Origin of the sequence: Rossellomorea sedimentorum (assembly GCF_046237645.1) — a bacterium.
Lineage (GTDB): Bacteria > Bacillota > Bacilli > Bacillales > Bacillaceae_B > Rossellomorea > Rossellomorea sedimentorum.
The window spans coordinates 3,560,137-3,574,574 of record NZ_CP143546.1 but is presented as its reverse complement, the minus strand read 5'-3'; the positions used below and the strand labels follow the sequence as shown (position 1 = coordinate 3,574,574).

General features: G+C 43.0%; 16 protein-coding genes. 13 read left to right on the top strand and 3 right to left on the bottom strand.

The annotated features are described in order from the left end of the window. Positions 1–148 precede the first annotated feature (148 nt). The 3 genes from V1502_RS17605 to V1502_RS17595 are packed head-to-tail and all read left to right on the top strand — an operon-like array spanning position 149 to position 1,997. Entirely contained in the window at positions 149–967 is an 819-nt protein-coding gene (locus V1502_RS17605) for an ABC transporter ATP-binding protein (RefSeq protein WP_409251899.1), read from the top strand. Beyond that, entirely contained in the window at positions 964–1,752 is a 789-nt protein-coding gene (locus tag V1502_RS17600) for an IucA/IucC family C-terminal-domain containing protein (protein WP_409251898.1), read from the top strand. Before V1502_RS17605 ends, V1502_RS17600 begins: the two co-directional genes overlap by 4 nt. Further along, positions 1,749–1,997 (top strand): YusU family protein, encoded by a 249-nt coding sequence (locus V1502_RS17595; protein WP_409251897.1) that lies wholly within the window; start codon positions 1,749–1,751, stop codon positions 1,995–1,997. Before V1502_RS17600 ends, V1502_RS17595 begins: the two co-directional genes overlap by 4 nt. A gap of 417 nt (positions 1,998–2,414) precedes the next feature. On the opposite strand, the gene V1502_RS17590 is transcribed toward V1502_RS17595, so the two are convergent. Together V1502_RS17590 and V1502_RS17585 are read right to left on the bottom strand one after the other, a co-directional pair. Further along, the gene (locus tag V1502_RS17590; RefSeq protein ID WP_409251896.1) at positions 2,415–2,753 is read right to left on the bottom strand and encodes a spore coat protein; all 339 of its coding nucleotides are present in this window, start codon (positions 2,751–2,753) and stop codon (positions 2,415–2,417) included. A 17-nt stretch (positions 2,754–2,770) separates the two neighbouring features. Continuing rightward, positions 2,771–3,037: a hypothetical protein gene (locus V1502_RS17585; protein ID WP_409251895.1), complete on the bottom strand. Its 267-nt coding sequence runs from the start codon at positions 3,035–3,037 to the stop codon at positions 2,771–2,773. Between the two features lie 270 nt (positions 3,038–3,307). On the opposite strand from V1502_RS17585, the gene V1502_RS17580 reads away from it, so the two are divergent. Next, a complete protein-coding gene (locus V1502_RS17580) occupies positions 3,308–4,225 on the top strand; it encodes a proline dehydrogenase family protein (protein WP_409251894.1) in 918 nt (305 codons plus the stop codon). A 754-nt stretch (positions 4,226–4,979) separates the two neighbouring features. Here V1502_RS17580 and V1502_RS17575 read toward each other — a convergent pair. Continuing rightward, positions 4,980–5,114 (bottom strand): YuzL family protein, encoded by a 135-nt coding sequence (locus tag V1502_RS17575; RefSeq protein ID WP_409251893.1) that lies wholly within the window; start codon positions 5,112–5,114, stop codon positions 4,980–4,982. 197 nt (positions 5,115–5,311) lie between these two features. Here V1502_RS17575 and V1502_RS17570 point away from each other — a divergent pair, with 197 nt between their 5' ends. The 9 genes from V1502_RS17570 (at position 5,312) to V1502_RS17530 (ending at position 14,419) form a co-directional block, all read left to right on the top strand. After that, positions 5,312–7,696 carry a 3-hydroxyacyl-CoA dehydrogenase NAD-binding domain-containing protein gene (locus tag V1502_RS17570; protein WP_409251892.1) on the top strand — a complete coding sequence of 795 codons (2,385 nt, stop codon included), beginning with the start codon at positions 5,312–5,314 and terminating at the stop codon, positions 7,694–7,696. 37 nt (positions 7,697–7,733) lie between these two features. After that, entirely contained in the window at positions 7,734–8,912 is a 1,179-nt protein-coding gene (locus V1502_RS17565; protein WP_409251891.1) for an acetyl-CoA C-acetyltransferase, read from the top strand. A gap of 271 nt (positions 8,913–9,183) precedes the next feature. After that, on the top strand, positions 9,184–10,968 hold the full coding sequence (locus V1502_RS17560; protein WP_409251890.1) for an acyl-CoA dehydrogenase family protein: 1,785 nt from the start codon (positions 9,184–9,186) through the stop codon (positions 10,966–10,968). A gap of 382 nt (positions 10,969–11,350) precedes the next feature. Continuing rightward, a complete protein-coding gene (locus tag V1502_RS17555) occupies positions 11,351–11,707 on the top strand; it encodes an arsenate reductase family protein (RefSeq protein ID WP_409251889.1) in 357 nt (118 codons plus the stop codon). Positions 11,708–11,785: 78 nt separating this feature from the next. Beyond that, positions 11,786–12,169 carry a glycine cleavage system protein GcvH gene (gene gcvH / locus V1502_RS17550; protein ID WP_409251888.1) on the top strand — a complete coding sequence of 128 codons (384 nt, stop codon included), beginning with the start codon at positions 11,786–11,788 and terminating at the stop codon, positions 12,167–12,169. A gap of 92 nt (positions 12,170–12,261) precedes the next feature. Beyond that, positions 12,262–12,501 carry a DUF2553 family protein gene (locus V1502_RS17545; RefSeq protein ID WP_409251887.1) on the top strand — a complete coding sequence of 80 codons (240 nt, stop codon included), beginning with the start codon at positions 12,262–12,264 and terminating at the stop codon, positions 12,499–12,501. Between the two features lie 538 nt (positions 12,502–13,039). After that, a complete protein-coding gene (locus tag V1502_RS17540) occupies positions 13,040–13,396 on the top strand; it encodes a toprim domain-containing protein (protein ID WP_409251886.1) in 357 nt (118 codons plus the stop codon). Positions 13,397–13,403: 7 nt separating this feature from the next. After that, positions 13,404–13,730, top strand: coding sequence for a thioredoxin family protein (locus V1502_RS17535; protein WP_409251885.1), 327 nt, complete (start codon positions 13,404–13,406; stop codon positions 13,728–13,730). Positions 13,731–14,068: 338 nt separating this feature from the next. Next, positions 14,069–14,419: a hypothetical protein gene (locus V1502_RS17530; protein WP_409251884.1), complete on the top strand. Its 351-nt coding sequence runs from the start codon at positions 14,069–14,071 to the stop codon at positions 14,417–14,419. The last annotated feature ends 19 nt before the right edge of the window (positions 14,420–14,438 follow it).

The window sequence follows — 14,438 nt, the reverse complement described above, 5'->3', positions numbered from 1 at the left end:
GTTTACCGGGGGAAATTCTTGTGAAATATGGCTATTTCTCTTGAATCTCATAGTGAATAGCAACAGAGTTTTAGAAAAGAGCCTTTTAAAAAAGCAATATATAATCAAATGAGAATCAGTAGTTTAAATAAAAGGAGATGATCCGAGGATGACACAATCTCTTCAAACCGAATCCCTTACATTAAGTTATGGAGACAGAATTATTATAAATGAGCTTGACCTTGAGATCCCAAAAGGGGAAATCACTGTTTTTATAGGCGGTAATGGCTGCGGGAAGTCCACGCTTCTTCGTTCACTTGCGAGATTGCTCAAGCCTCAAACCGGATCCGTCCTGATTGATGGAAGTGCCATTGCTAAACTTTCAACCAAGGATGTGGCCAAAAAATTAGCAATACTTCCGCAGTCACCCACTGCACCCGAAGGCTTGACGGTGCTCCAACTGGTGAAACAAGGAAGATATCCTCACCAATCCTGGCTTAAGCAATGGTCTCAAAAAGATGAGGAAATTGTGACAAATGCACTTAGAGCCACAAAAATGGAAGAGTTTCAGCATAGAAGAGTGGATGAGCTTTCAGGCGGACAGCGTCAGAGAGCCTGGATTGCCCTGACATTGGCACAGGATACCGATATCATTCTTCTTGATGAGCCAACAACATACCTTGATATGACACATCAGATCGAAATTCTGGACCTCTTATTCGAACTGAACGAAAAAGAAGAGCGGACAATCATCATGGTACTTCATGATTTAAACCTGGCCTGCCGTTATGCTCATAATATTGTGGCCATCCGTGATCAAAAGATCTTTGCGCAAGGGAAACCTGAGGAAGTGGTCAGCTGCAACCTTGTGAAAAATGTTTTTGACATGGACTGCCAAGTGACGAGTGATCCGTTATTCGGAACACCTCTTTGCATTCCTTACGGCAGAGGGAGATGCATCATTAAAGAAGTAGCTGAAATAACATGACCAAAGCCTCTTTGACAGCAGAGGAGAAAAAAAGGCTCGAGGCATTCCGGTTTCTAACAGAGAGGCCGGAAGTGAAGGAACTGACTTCAGCCAAGCGGCTTATGAACCCTCAAGGACTGGAAGCCTTCCTGCATGATTATTCCGGGAGAATTGGGAGCGCGGATAAAAAGGTTCTCTCGTCTTTATTGTTCAAGCGTTATGCTTTCTTGGCGGTCATTTCCTTGTTTTCCTTTTCAGCATTTAATAAAAAACTGAATGTGTCTCCAGAGAATGTCTTTCTGGCGGATGGAGAGAAGAATGGGCTTTGGCTGCCGGGCTTTTACTTTGAAGACCAGGCTGCACAACCGGTTGTTGAAGAGAGGGAGAAGGTCAGGAAAGAAGTGGCTGTCGAAGTGTTTCGAAATCATCTGTTCCCGCTTATGAAAACGGTGAAAAAAGTTTCCGGCCTTTCCACCATGATTGCATGGGAAAACGTTGCCGTGTACATGTTCTGGATCTATGAAGGGCTGATTGAAGAGAAAGAACTTCAGCATGTCCGCGCGAGAATGGAGGGGGATTTCAAGTGGCTCCTTGATGAGGGGAATGCCGAATTGTTTGGATCCAGCCGCCGTAATCCCTTGGCAAGGTACTATTCCAAAAAACAATATGTCGCAGAGCAGGACAGCGAGCTGAGGGTCAGAAAGACCTGCTGTTTCTCCTACCAACTGACTGATGGGGAAGGAAGCAGATGTAAAACCTGCCCGCAAACCTGCAATGTGAAACAGTTGAAAGGAGTGACGAAATGAGAGACTTTGACGGGCAATTTGACGCATTGATCGATAAATATACAGAGCTCCTATTGGGTGAAACGTCCCCTGAATTGAAAGAGAAAGTATCAAAATGGGTGATCTATACTTACATTGCCAAATCCATGCCGCCTCTTGCCAAGCATTGGAATTCGGAGTTTCCAGAAGCCAAAGAAGAGATCAAGAATATCATCTCGGAAATTAAAGAACTGAACGAAGAACATAGAGCGAAGAAAGATAAATGAGACCGGCCGGCTGAATAAAGATCAGCCGGTTGTTTTTATGTGATGCGTGGGGGGAGTCAGCGGTCTTTATTATGTTCTATCAACAAGTTCTGTTGTGCTATTAACAACTATTGTGGTTCTATTAACAAGTTCTTTGTAGTGCTATTAACAACTCAACTTTAGGGTTCTATCAACAAGACTTTTAAGACGTGGCTGAATTGAGGTAAAGGAAGATCGGTAGGGGCAAAAAACACAGAGATGTACTGGAATTCAATTGAAGGAAGAATAGGAGTAGTTGAGCAGCAGGTGGTAATGATTTTAAATGAACCATTGTCTCAATGCTTTACTTTGCCAGCATATGATCACTCCGAACATGCAGCCGGCCAAGGGACTCAAGTAAGCGAAAAAAGCCCCATAATATGGGGGCCCGCCGCGCACTTAATGTACATTATTATAAGGAAACTGTGAAGAGTATTGCTGATGTTCCTGGTAGGATTGTTGAAGCTTTTGAGCATCAGCCTGTTCGAGTTTGTACCAGCCTTTTTTGAACATGCTGTTGTACAGGCTGCGCTGCGCGTTTTGAGTTTCGGTGAAGATAGACAGTAAATCGTTATACAGAGCGTCATGGCTTGCTTCATTTAAAGCCGTACAGTAAGAGTCAGTCATATATTTTTCCATGCTCAGAATATCATTTACTAAATCACGGTCATTCATTTGAGGAGTTTCCGGCACTTGTGTCTGAGGGTTCTGGATTTTCTTGGATTGGTTTTGGTCCATTCTTATGCACTTCCTTCCTACATTGTTTTCGGAGCTTGCCCGGAGCTGCCTTGATTCAAATGGGATAATATCTGCTCATAATGGCGCTGGTGCATCTGGCCGCATTTATCGAGTTCCGCCTTCAATTCTGGATCTTGACAGTGGCTGGCCGCAAAATGGGCTTTTTTCATTGCCAATAAGTTCCACGTAAGCATATCATTTAAGTACAAGGAATCTTTGGTCGTTAAAACCTGCGGGGGCTGCTGCACAGCGCCCTGCTGCTGATTGCCTGGCTGTTGTTGCATAGGTGTTCCCTCCTTTATTTTTGCAAGGTTATTGTTCCTCTTACTTCATCACATATACACCAATTGACAAATTGCGATAAAATTTTTTCTTTTAAATGTTTGAACTATATTCAAAAACGGATAAAGGTGATAATATAAATTTAAATATGGAACCGATTTAAGGGGCAAATAGTCCTGGTTGACGACCTCAGCCACTTGATTGCGGGCATCCAGACTAACTCATAAGAAACCGCTTTCATAGTGAAGCAAATGTTACAGGGGGTAAATGACATGGAACAAGTAATGCGTAACTTCTTTTTATTCTTATCAAAGAATAAGCCATTAACGAAGGTGGCGAAGAAATATGGCCTGCGTTTTGGGGCTGCCCGATTTGTCGCTGGTGAATCCATTGACCTCGCTGTCGAAGCAATCAAGGGTCTGAACAAACAAGGGTTATCAGTTACAATCGACTATCTTGGTGAGTTTATTGATAACGAAGCAGAAGCGAACGAAATGGCTGATCAGTGCATCGAAGCTGTCAAGGCAATCGGCCGGGAACGGATTGACTCGCAGCTTTCATTGAAAATGACATCCATGGGACTGGATTTGTCTGAGGAAATCGTTATGCGGAATATGAGGAGAATCCTGGAGGCAGCCCAGCAGTATGGCGTCTTTGTAACGATTGATATGGAGGACTATTCCAGATGCGGCAAAACGATTGATATCTTTAAAAGGCTTAAATCTGAATTTGATAACGTAGGTACTGTCATCCAGGCTTACCTTTTCAGGACGGAGAAGGATATGGAAGTATTGAATGAATATTCCCCAAACCTTCGACTTGTGAAAGGCGCCTACAAAGAGTCGCCTTTGGTTGCTTTCCCTGACAAAAAAGATGTTGACGAAAACTTCAAGAAAATTATTAAAATGCATCTTGTGAACGGAAACTACACAGCTGTGGCAACCCATGACGATGCAATGATTGAATATACGAAGCAGATTGTAGAAGAGTACAATATTCCTAATGATCAATTTGAATTCCAGATGCTTTATGGAATCCGGGTTGAAAGACAGCTGGAGCTGGCAAAAGAAGGATATAAAATGCGCGTATATGTTCCATACGGTACGGACTGGTACGGTTACTTCATGCGCCGCCTCGCTGAAAGACCTGCTAACGTAGCCTTTGTTCTGAAAGGGATGCTAAGTAAGTAAATTAAAAATATTCCAGATTAATAGATATATATAAGGGACCGCTGCCGGATTTGGCAGCGGTCTTTTTATTGCTACTGATGTTGAAAAATGTCTTAACTCATGGACAGGAAAGAAGGACTCGGACTCTATATGTGTCTTGAGAAATCCCTCTCAAGGACAAGAAAGAGGAGTCAGATCTCCAAAGTGTCTTGAGAAATCCCCTCAAGGCTATGAAAGAGGAATCTAGATCTCCAAAGTGTCTTGAGAAATCCCCTCAAGGCCATGAAAGAAGGATTCGGAGCTCAAAAGTGTCTTGAGAAATCTCCTCAAGGCTATGAAAGAGGAATCTAGATCTCCAAAGTGTCTTGAGAAATTCCCTCAAGGCCATGAAAGAAGGATCCGGAGCTCAAAAGTGTCTTGAGAAATCTCCTCAAGGCCATGAAAGAAGGATCCAGAGCTCAAAAGTGCCTTGAGAAATCTCCTCAAGGCCATGAAAGAAGGATCCGGAGTCCAAAAGTGCCTTGAGAAATCTCCTCAAGGCCATTAAAGAGGAATCTAGATCTCCAAAGTGCCTTGAGAAATCTCCTCAAGGCCATGAAGGAAGGATCCGGAGCTCAAAAGTGTCTTGAAAATCCCCCTCAAGGCCATGCAAGAAGAATCCGGAGTCCAAAAGTGCCTTGAGAAAGCAGGCACTCCACCTATAAACATGTCTGGAGGCCCACCCAAGAGAATAGAGTCAGCCATTACCATGGTCTATTGACAAAGCCTTCCGTTGTTACTGCTTTTTGTATTGGTTGTTCTGGCTGTTCACCTTCCCGCCGCCGTCATACTCAACTGTCGGGCCGGCATCGCCTTTCACGCTTGCTGCACTGACACCTGCTTTTGATGGGTTTTTCTTATGTTTTGCCATATTTATCACCTCCAGTTATAGATTTTCCTAAAGGCGGAAAAAGATTATTTTTAGAAAATTTATCATTTTTTAAACTTTAAGATATTGAAGTCTGAGTGAAAATCTTATATATTAGAAATAACAGAACTCATTCGTAAATTTTTTTGAAATAAAAATGAATGAGTGTTCATTCAAGAAGTGAGAAGGAGGAAGAAACATTGACGCGTAAAATTCAAAAAGCGGCAGTACTTGGGTCAGGAGTCATGGGGTCCGGCATAGCAGCCCACCTGGCGAATATCGGGATACCTGCTTTGCTGCTGGATATAGTACCACGTGAATTAACGGAAGAAGAAAAAGCAAAGGGGCTGACTTTGGAAGACAAAGCTGTCCGAAACCGCATGAGCGAAGGTGCGCTGAAAAAGCTGTTGAAGCAAAAGCCGGCACCGTTGACCTCAAAGAAGAACCTCTCACTGATCGAGGCGGGCAACTTTGAAGATGATATGGAAAAGCTGAGTGAATGTGATTGGATCATTGAAGTGGTCGTTGAAAACCTGGACATTAAGAAAAAAGTTTTCGAACAGGTGGAGAAACATCGAAAACAAGGGAGCATCATCAGTTCCAATACATCGGGTATTTCTATCGAGGCGATGTCAGAAGGACGCTCGGAGGATTTCCAAAAACACTTCCTCGGTACTCACTTCTTTAATCCGCCGCGATATCTGAAGCTGCTTGAAGTCATTCCGACGGAAAAGACAGACCCGGAAGTCCTTTCTTTCATTAAAACGTTCGGGGAAGATGTACTTGGCAAAGGTGTGGTGCTTGCAAAAGATACACCTAATTTCATTGCAAACCGAATCGGCACTTATGGTCTGCTGATTACTTTGCGGGAAATGCTGAAGAGCGAAATCAGTGTCGGTGAAGTCGAATCCATCACGGGTCCGGCTATCGGCCGTCCAAAGAGTGCTACTTTCCGTACCCTGGATGTAGTAGGATTGGATACTTTCGCACATGTAGCCAAAAACGTCTATGACCAGGTGGAAGGTGAAGAAAAGAAAGTATTTGAGATACCTGCTTTCATGCAAAAAATGCTTGAGAACGGCTGGCTTGGATCGAAGAGCGGCCAGGGCTTTTACCTGAAACAAGGCAAAGAAATCCTTGAGCTTGATACAAAAACTCTGGAATATGGTCCTCGGAAGAAGTTAAAAACAGCTTCAACTGAATTAAGCAAACAGGAAAAGGGCCTTCCGAATAAAATGAAAGCGCTTGTATATGCGGAGGACAAAGCTGGAACTTTCCTTTGGAATATCCTTTCACCGGTACTTCTTTATTCTGCCGAACTTCTTGGTACCATCGCGGATGACATCGTTTCAATTGATCAGGCGATGAAATGGGGCTTTGGCTGGGAGCTTGGACCATTTGAAACATGGGATAGCATCGGGCTGGAGAAGTCTGTCAGCAAAATGAAGGAAGAAGGCAGAGAGATTCCTTCCTGGATCACAGAAATGCTCCAATCCGGACATACATCTTTTTATAAAGAAGAAAACGGTGAAAAGTTCTCCTATCATAACGGTGGATACAAGCAAATCGAAAGGAATCCTAAAGTTATAGATTTGAAGACTTTAAAGAAACAAGGAAAAGTGATTAAGAAGAACTCTGGTGCAAGCTTGATTGATATCGGGGATGGCATAGCCCTTCTTGAATTCCACTCTCCGAACAATTCAATCGGTTTGGATATCGTACAAATGATCAATTTCTCTATTGAAGAAGTAGAGAAAAATTATAAAGGACTTGTCATTGGTAACCAGGGCAAAAACTTCTGTGTAGGAGCAAACCTGGCGATGATTCTGATGGAAGCCCAGGATGACAATATCTTTGAAATTGATATGGTTGTCCGTCATTTCCAGCAAGCAATGATGAATATTAAATACAGCAAAAAGCCTGTCGTAGCTGCTCCATTTTCTATGACGCTTGGCGGCGGTTCGGAAGTTTGCCTTCCTGCAGCGCATATCCAAGCGTCCATGGAAACCTACATGGGACTCGTTGAGGCGGGTGTCGGTCTGATTCCGGGCGGAGGCGGAAACAAGGAATTGTATATCAGACATCTTAATATGATGCCGGAGGGAATCGATTTTGATTTGCAAAAGGTGGCTAACAAAGTATTTGAAACAATTGCAATGGCAAAAGTTTCAACTTCAGGAGACGAAGCCAGGGATAATAACTTCCTGTCCAACTCGGATGGAGTCAGTGTGAATGGTGACCACCTTCTATATGATGCTAAACAGGCAGCTTTGACCTTAAGTGAAAGCGGCTACACTCCTCCGGTCCGCAAAAAAGTCCCGGTGGTAGGGGAAACGGGCTATGCGGCCCTGATCCTTGGTGCGCAGGCCATGCTTCACTCAGGATATATCTCTGAACATGATCTGGTGATAGCGAAAAAACTGGCATATGTGATTGCAGGAGGAAAGCTTCCGTTCGGTACAGAAGTCGATGAACAGTATTTGCTGGACCTGGAGAGAGAAGCGTTCCTGAGCCTTGTCGCACAGCCGAAATCACAGCAGCGTATGCAGCACATGCTCGTCAAAGGCAAGCCGCTGCGTAACTAATCATATATTCACTACTTACGAGAAATGGGGGAAGAACATGCGAGAAGCGGTAATCGTAGCCGGCGCCCGTACACCGGTCGGAAGAGCAAACAAAGGGACCCTGGCAACCGTCAGGCCTGATGATCTAGGGGCGCTGGTTGTAAAAGAAACACTTAAAAGAGCAGGAAATTATGAAGGAAATATAGATGATTTGATTATAGGCTGCGCCATGCCGGAAGCAGAACAGGGCTTGAACATGGCAAGAAATATCGGCGGATTGGCGGGACTTCCACATAATGTCCCGGCCATCACCATAAACCGGTATTGTTCCTCGGGGCTGCAGTCCATTGCCTACGCAGCGGAAAAAATTATGCTTGGACATTCGGATACAGCTATTGCAGGCGGAGCGGAATCCATGAGCCTTGTGCCAATGATGGGGCATGTCGTGCGTCCGAATGCAAAATTGGCTGAAACGGCCCCTCAGTATTATATGAGTATGGGACATACGGCAGAGGAAGTAGCAAAGAAATTCGGTATCTCAAGGGAAGACCAGGATGCTTTCGCGGTAAGAAGCCATGAGAAAGCAGCCAAAGCAATTGCAGAAGGAAGGTTTCAGGATGAAATCGTACCTGTCGATGTAGTTCGCCGTTCGGTGAATGATCAGAACAAGGTCGTGGAAAAGAATATTACTTTCACAACAGATGAAGGGGTAAGACCTGGTACGAACCAGGAAGTCCTCTCTAAATTGCGCCCTGTCTTTAATGTGAGAGGTTCCGTTACAGCAGGTAACTCCTCTCAAACAAGTGACGGAGCAGCTGCAGTGATGGTTATGGACCGTGAAAAAGCAAACTCATTGGGTCTGACACCGATGGCGAAATTTAGGTCATTCGCAGTGGCAGGAGTGCCGCCTGAAATTATGGGTGTTGGTCCTGTCGAAGCGATTCCGAAAGCCCTGAAAATGGCTGGGCTGCAACTGGAGGACATTGGGTTATTCGAATTAAATGAAGCCTTTGCATCGCAATCCATCCAGGTCATCCGCCAGCTTGGTCTCAATGAGGATATCGTGAATGTAAACGGCGGCGCGATCGCGCTTGGCCATCCTCTTGGCTGCTCAGGTACGAAACTGACACTCTCTTTAGTCCATGAGATGAAGAGACGAAACGTTCAATTTGGTGTCGTGACAATGTGTATCGGCGGAGGAATGGGCGCTGCCGGTGTGTTTGAACTGATTGGTTAATTCTTAAGGTCTCAACCTCGGGCCTTTTAATATAGCGATAAGTGTTTTTAAAAAGGCTCTTTTCTAAAACTTTGTTGCTATTAACTATGAAGATCAAGAGAATATCCATATTTAACAGGTATGATCCTGGTAAACAAGAAGGAAAAGAGCTAATCACCGTGTTCAGTTAGATAAGCCTTTATACCCGAGGGGAAAATCCGGTCCTGTGGATTTTTCCGCTAGCAACAATCTATACGAGTACAGCGTTTTAAAAACAAGGGAGGAAAAACAGATGACAAATCAAACGGATAAGTTGGTAAAAGGCGGAAGCTTCATTATAGAAGACGTTTCTTATGAAAATGTGTTTACACCGGAAGATTTTACAGATGAACAGAAAATGATTGCGAAAACGACAGAAGATTATGTAGTGAATGAAGTTGTTCCGCAAGTGGAACATCTTGAGAACCATGAGTTTGACCGTTCAGTTAAGCTGCTGAAAGAAGCGGGTGAACTTGGTCTTCTTGGAGCAGACGTTCCGGAAGAGTACGGCGGACTCGGGCTTGATAAAGTAAGCTCAGCTCTTATTGCTGAAAAAATGTCCACTGCCGGTGGTTTCTCAATCACTCACGGAGCACACGTAGGGATCGGCTCTCTTCCAATCGTGTTATTCGGTAACGAAGACCAAAAACAAAAGTACCTTCCAGCCTTGGCCACGGGTGAGAAAATCGCTGCATATGCATTGACTGAGCCGGGTTCCGGATCTGATGCTCTAGGGGCAAGAACGACTGCCAAGCTGAATGAAGCAGGCACTCACTATGTGTTGAACGGTGAAAAGCAATGGATTACAAACGCCGGATTTGCCGATGTATTCGTCGTTTACGCAAAAATTGATGGAGAGCAGTTTTCAGCATTCATCGTAGAGCGTGAATATCCTGGAGTATCTACAGGGGCAGAAGAAAAGAAAATGGGAATCAAGAGTTCTTCAACCCGCACATTGATTCTTGAAGATGCACAAGTGCCGGTTGAAAATCTTTTGGGTGAAGCAGGAAAAGGACACATCATTGCCTTCAATATCCTGAATATCGGCCGTTATAAGCTTGGAGTAGGTGCAGTAGGCGGAAGCAAGCGTGCGATGGATGTCACCATTAAATACGCAAACCAGCGCCAGCAGTTCAAGACGCCGATTTCTGCTTTCAACCTGACTAAAGAGAAGTTTGCCACAATGGCAGCAAAGCTCTATGCAACTGAAAGCTCTGTCTATCGTACAGTTGGATTATTTGAAGACCGCATGAGCAAGTTGACGGACGAAGAGGTCAAAAACGGTACGGAAGTCGCCAAATCCATCGCTGAATATGCAATCGAATGTTCTTTGAACAAGGTATTCGCAACAGAAACACTTGATTATATAGTGGATGAAGGTGTCCAAATCCATGGAGGATACGGCTTCATGCAGGAATATGAAATTGAAAGAATGTACCGTGATTCCCGTATCAACCGTATTTTTGAGGGAACCAATGAAATCAACCGTCTCTTGGTTCCTGGGACGTATGTGCGCAAAGCATTGAAAGGTGAATTACCTTTATTCCAAAAAGCGCAGGCACTTCAGGAAGAATTGATGATGCTTATGCCGGAAGAAGTCGGCGATGCACCCCTTGAACAGGAAAAATATCTTGTGAAAAATGCTAAGAAAATCGGCTTGTTGATTGCCGGCCTTGCTGCACAGAAATACGGAAAGGCGTTGGAAAAAGAGCAGGAAATCCTGGTGAACATCGCCGATATCATTTCGAATGCTTATGCAATGGAATCAGCTGTCCTTCGTACGGAAAAAGCAATTGCTAAAGACGGTGTGGAAAAATCAAAACAAAAGCTATTATACACGCAGATCTTCTGTCAGGAAGCCTTCAATGAAATTGAAGCACATGCTAAAGAAACATTGGTGGCTGCCGAACAGGGAGATTCGTTAAGAATGATGCTGTCTGCACTGCGCAAGTTTACACGTTACACACCACTTAACATCATCGCAGTAAAACGTGAGGCTTCTGAAAAACTTATTGAAGCAGAACGATATGTACTGTAATTGATCCGGAAGCGGTCTTCTCCATGGAAGGCCGCTTTTTGGATTTCTCTTTTTATCGGACGTTGCCTATGTTCCATGAATCGTTGATAAGCGGGTTATAGAAACCGGCGATAAAGCAACTAAAGTCGCCGATAAAACAACGGCTTATCCCGCATTTTGATGATTGGCTGAAAGCATAGACATCAATAGTAAGCCCCTTTATTAATAAGCGGATTCCACTAAAAGGCAGCCATTCCGATTGGCTGTCATATTTAGAACGTATATAATGGGAGGTGGCTGTAAAGCACATAGGAACGTAAATATCGTTTGGTGCTTTGCAGGATACTAAGAGATATTGTCGAATTGTTTAAGTAGATCATACTGATGAAAAGGTGGTGAAAATATGACAATCCTGTTTTATTCATATCCCAAATGCAGCACATGCCGAAAAGCAAAGCAATGGCTTGAAGAGAACGGCAAGGAATTTAACGAAATACATATTGTTGAAAATCCTCCAACCAAGGAAGAGCTGAAGTCCCTTTATGAAAACAGCAGTTTGCCGCTGAAAAAGTTCTTCAATACAAGCGGCAAAAAATATCGGGAATTAGGTTTGAAAGATAAGGTCAACAATGCTCCTGAAGAAGAGTTGCTCGAAATCCTGGCGAGCGACGGCATGCTGATCAAACGCCCGATTGCGGCAGAGGGATCCAGCGTTACGGTGGGATTTAAAGAAGAGACATATGAAGATACATGGAAATAAAAAAATGGTAAGGTTTTCTTGCTTTTATGATAGAAAATATGTCAATATTGATTTGAATATAGCAATGGAGGGATAGGAATGAGCACACCAAAAGAACTTCGTTATTCGGAAGAACATGAGTGGGTAAAAGTTGAAGGGGAAAAAGTGCGTATTGGAATCACTGATTTCGCACAATCAGAATTAGGGGATATCGTTTTCGTAGAACTTCCTGAAGTCGGCGATGAAATCAATGCTGGCGAACCTTTCGGAAGCGTAGAATCGGTAAAGACTGTTTCTGAACTATACGCGCCGGTCAGCGGAAAAGTTGTTGAAGTAAACACTGAACTGGATGACAGCCCTGAATTTGTAAACGAATCTCCATACGAAAATGCATGGATGGTTACCGTTGAACTTACAGATGCTTCTGAAGTGGACAAACTTATGACTTCAGAGCAGTATGATGAAATGATTAACGAAGACTAATTTTTTTTACAAAACCCTCCAGCTGTTATGGAGGGTTTTGTTTTGCTTTTTGGGCACGATAGTAATACATACTCGCACAAGGGGATGATGAGATGCTTAAGCCTAAAAAGCTGGATGTAACCCAGCGTGTCACAGGAAAATTGGTTGAAGGACAACTTCACTTGTTCCTTGACGACCAGCTGGTAGGAAAAATGGATATTTCGACTTCTGCTGAAACGCTGCAGCTTGAACCCAACTTCGAAGCGTCAGGAAGCAGAATCATTCAAAATTATATGACTCCAGATGATGATGAACCTCGTTATACAGATTGTGACGAAGGTGGATGGTGCTGAAAAAGGGTAGAGTATTCTACTCTTTTTCTGTATTCTTTTTTGAAGTTTTGAAGGCTCTTTTCTAAAACTTTGTTGCTATTTGTTATAAAGTTCAGGAGATACAGCGATAATTCTCAGAATTTATCCAGGTAAACAAGAAAGAAAAGAGTAGTCACCTTGTTCAGTTAGAAAAGCCTTTGGATTTTTCCGATAGCAACAATCTATACTAATACAGCCATTTTTAAAGAATGTCAAAGAGTTTTTCTTTGCAATCACTGGTTAAAAACGAGACAATGAATAACAAGAAAGAAAATTTCGTTAAATATGATGACCCTTGCACTAAGGGTATTTAAAATAAAATAGTAACAGTATGCAAATTAATTGTTTTAAATCGCATCAAGCAGTTGTGTCTACGAGTATTCTTAAAGATGGTTGCTGTAACACAGAGCGGAAATCAGCTTTACTATATAGAGCAACAATGCTTATAAATAGAGTGATGATCAGAACTACAAGCGTTCGTTACCTTTAAATTACCAAGTTTTTGAAATGAGATGATTTAATGGAGACAATTGAAGACAAAGTCATAATTGTTGAAGGGACCTCGGATAGAAAAAAGGTAAAAGAGATTGTAAAAGAATCTGTTGAGATCATATGTACAAATGGGACCATCAGTATAACAAAACTGGATGAACTGGTGGATGAGCTGTTCAATCGGGAGGTCTATATCCTTGTCGATGCCGATGAAAGCGGAGAAAAGCTCCGAAAGCTGTTCAAACGGGAGTTTCCCGAGGCAGAACACTTATATATAGACAGAATGTACAAAGAAGTGGCAGCCGCTCCGGATTATCACCTTGCTTCCATCCTGATTGCGGCTAACATTGATGTTCATACAGAATTTTTGGAAAGAAGGACGTAATTAGTTAATGAAGAATCATTTACCTGTTGAGCAAATCCAGAGAGAAATTCATGAAAAGAAGTATACAGCCCTGTATCTCTACACGCCTATGTGCGGCACGTGTATGGTTGCGGGGAGGATGGTGGATGTAACGGAAAAAATGTTCCCGCATATTCATTTCATCCGGGCGGATTTAAATTATATTCCTTCCATGGCTGATCAATACTCGGTGGAAAGTGTACCTTGTATGCTGCTCTTTCATGAAGGGGTCCTCCAGAATAAAATCTATGCCTTTCAGTCGGTTCCTTACTTACATGAACAATTCAATCATCTGACAAATGCTGATTCCGTTTAAGGGAATCGGTTTTTTTTGTCTGTGCAATTTTTGACTCACGTCTTGAGGATGCTGTACCCATCTGAATCTATTCGGGTCCAAGGAAACATACCCCGAAGAGAATAAAAGTTGTCACTTATGAATATTTAGTAATCCAACTAAAAAAGGCACTCCGGCTGTAGTGCTGACGTTATTCGACACACCTAATGGTAAATTTTTACTGTTATACGTGATGCAATCACTAATCGACACTATCACTCATTGCCCCTTCAGAAGTTGTCGATGAATTGTAAAAGGATTTCTCCCTGGAAAGTGGAAATAGTATACAAATACCACACAACGGCTAAGGGGATGAGCGATTGGAAAAAGAAATCTTAAGGATGCTTGAAGAATGCAAAATGAGATATCATTTAAAAGCATTGATGCCGGCAAGACCGTTTAGAGTCGCTTTTGATAACGGGTTAGAGGTAAAGATGATTTCCTTGGGGAAAAATGAGCTCTCCATGGTAGAAGAAGAAAGTGGTCAGTCAGACTTCACAGTGGAAGGCAGTCCTGAATTGATGAATGTCCTGATCAGTGGAAAAGAAAAGCTTTCGATTCTTTCCGAAAGAAGGGAAGTAGAGATAACAGGCAGTTACAGAGGGTTATTATTTGTAGAGTCAGTTTTAACTTTATGCAGATTATATGATTCAGACCCAGTTGTAATTTAAGGGTGAAATTTTTTAACAA

Coding starts and splice junctions, on each gene's coding strand:
- V1502_RS17605 (WP_409251899.1), top strand. CDS start 149: ATGACACAATCTCTTCAAACCGAATCCCTTACATTAAGTTATGGAGAC.
- V1502_RS17600 (WP_409251898.1), top strand. CDS start 964: ATGACCAAAGCCTCTTTGACAGCAGAGGAGAAAAAAAGGCTCGAGGCA.
- V1502_RS17595 (WP_409251897.1), top strand. CDS start 1,749: ATGAGAGACTTTGACGGGCAATTTGACGCATTGATCGATAAATATACA.
- V1502_RS17590 (WP_409251896.1), bottom strand. CDS start 2,753: ATGGACCAAAACCAATCCAAGAAAATCCAGAACCCTCAGACACAAGTG.
- V1502_RS17585 (WP_409251895.1), bottom strand. CDS start 3,037: ATGCAACAACAGCCAGGCAATCAGCAGCAGGGCGCTGTGCAGCAGCCC.
- V1502_RS17580 (WP_409251894.1), top strand. CDS start 3,308: ATGGAACAAGTAATGCGTAACTTCTTTTTATTCTTATCAAAGAATAAG.
- V1502_RS17575 (WP_409251893.1), bottom strand. CDS start 5,114: ATGGCAAAACATAAGAAAAACCCATCAAAAGCAGGTGTCAGTGCAGCA.
- V1502_RS17565 (WP_409251891.1), top strand. CDS start 7,734: ATGCGAGAAGCGGTAATCGTAGCCGGCGCCCGTACACCGGTCGGAAGA.
- V1502_RS17560 (WP_409251890.1), top strand. CDS start 9,184: ATGACAAATCAAACGGATAAGTTGGTAAAAGGCGGAAGCTTCATTATA.
- V1502_RS17555 (WP_409251889.1), top strand. CDS start 11,351: ATGACAATCCTGTTTTATTCATATCCCAAATGCAGCACATGCCGAAAA.
- gcvH (WP_409251888.1), top strand. CDS start 11,786: ATGAGCACACCAAAAGAACTTCGTTATTCGGAAGAACATGAGTGGGTA.
- V1502_RS17545 (WP_409251887.1), top strand. CDS start 12,262: ATGCTTAAGCCTAAAAAGCTGGATGTAACCCAGCGTGTCACAGGAAAA.
- V1502_RS17540 (WP_409251886.1), top strand. CDS start 13,040: ATGGAGACAATTGAAGACAAAGTCATAATTGTTGAAGGGACCTCGGAT.
- V1502_RS17535 (WP_409251885.1), top strand. CDS start 13,404: ATGAAGAATCATTTACCTGTTGAGCAAATCCAGAGAGAAATTCATGAA.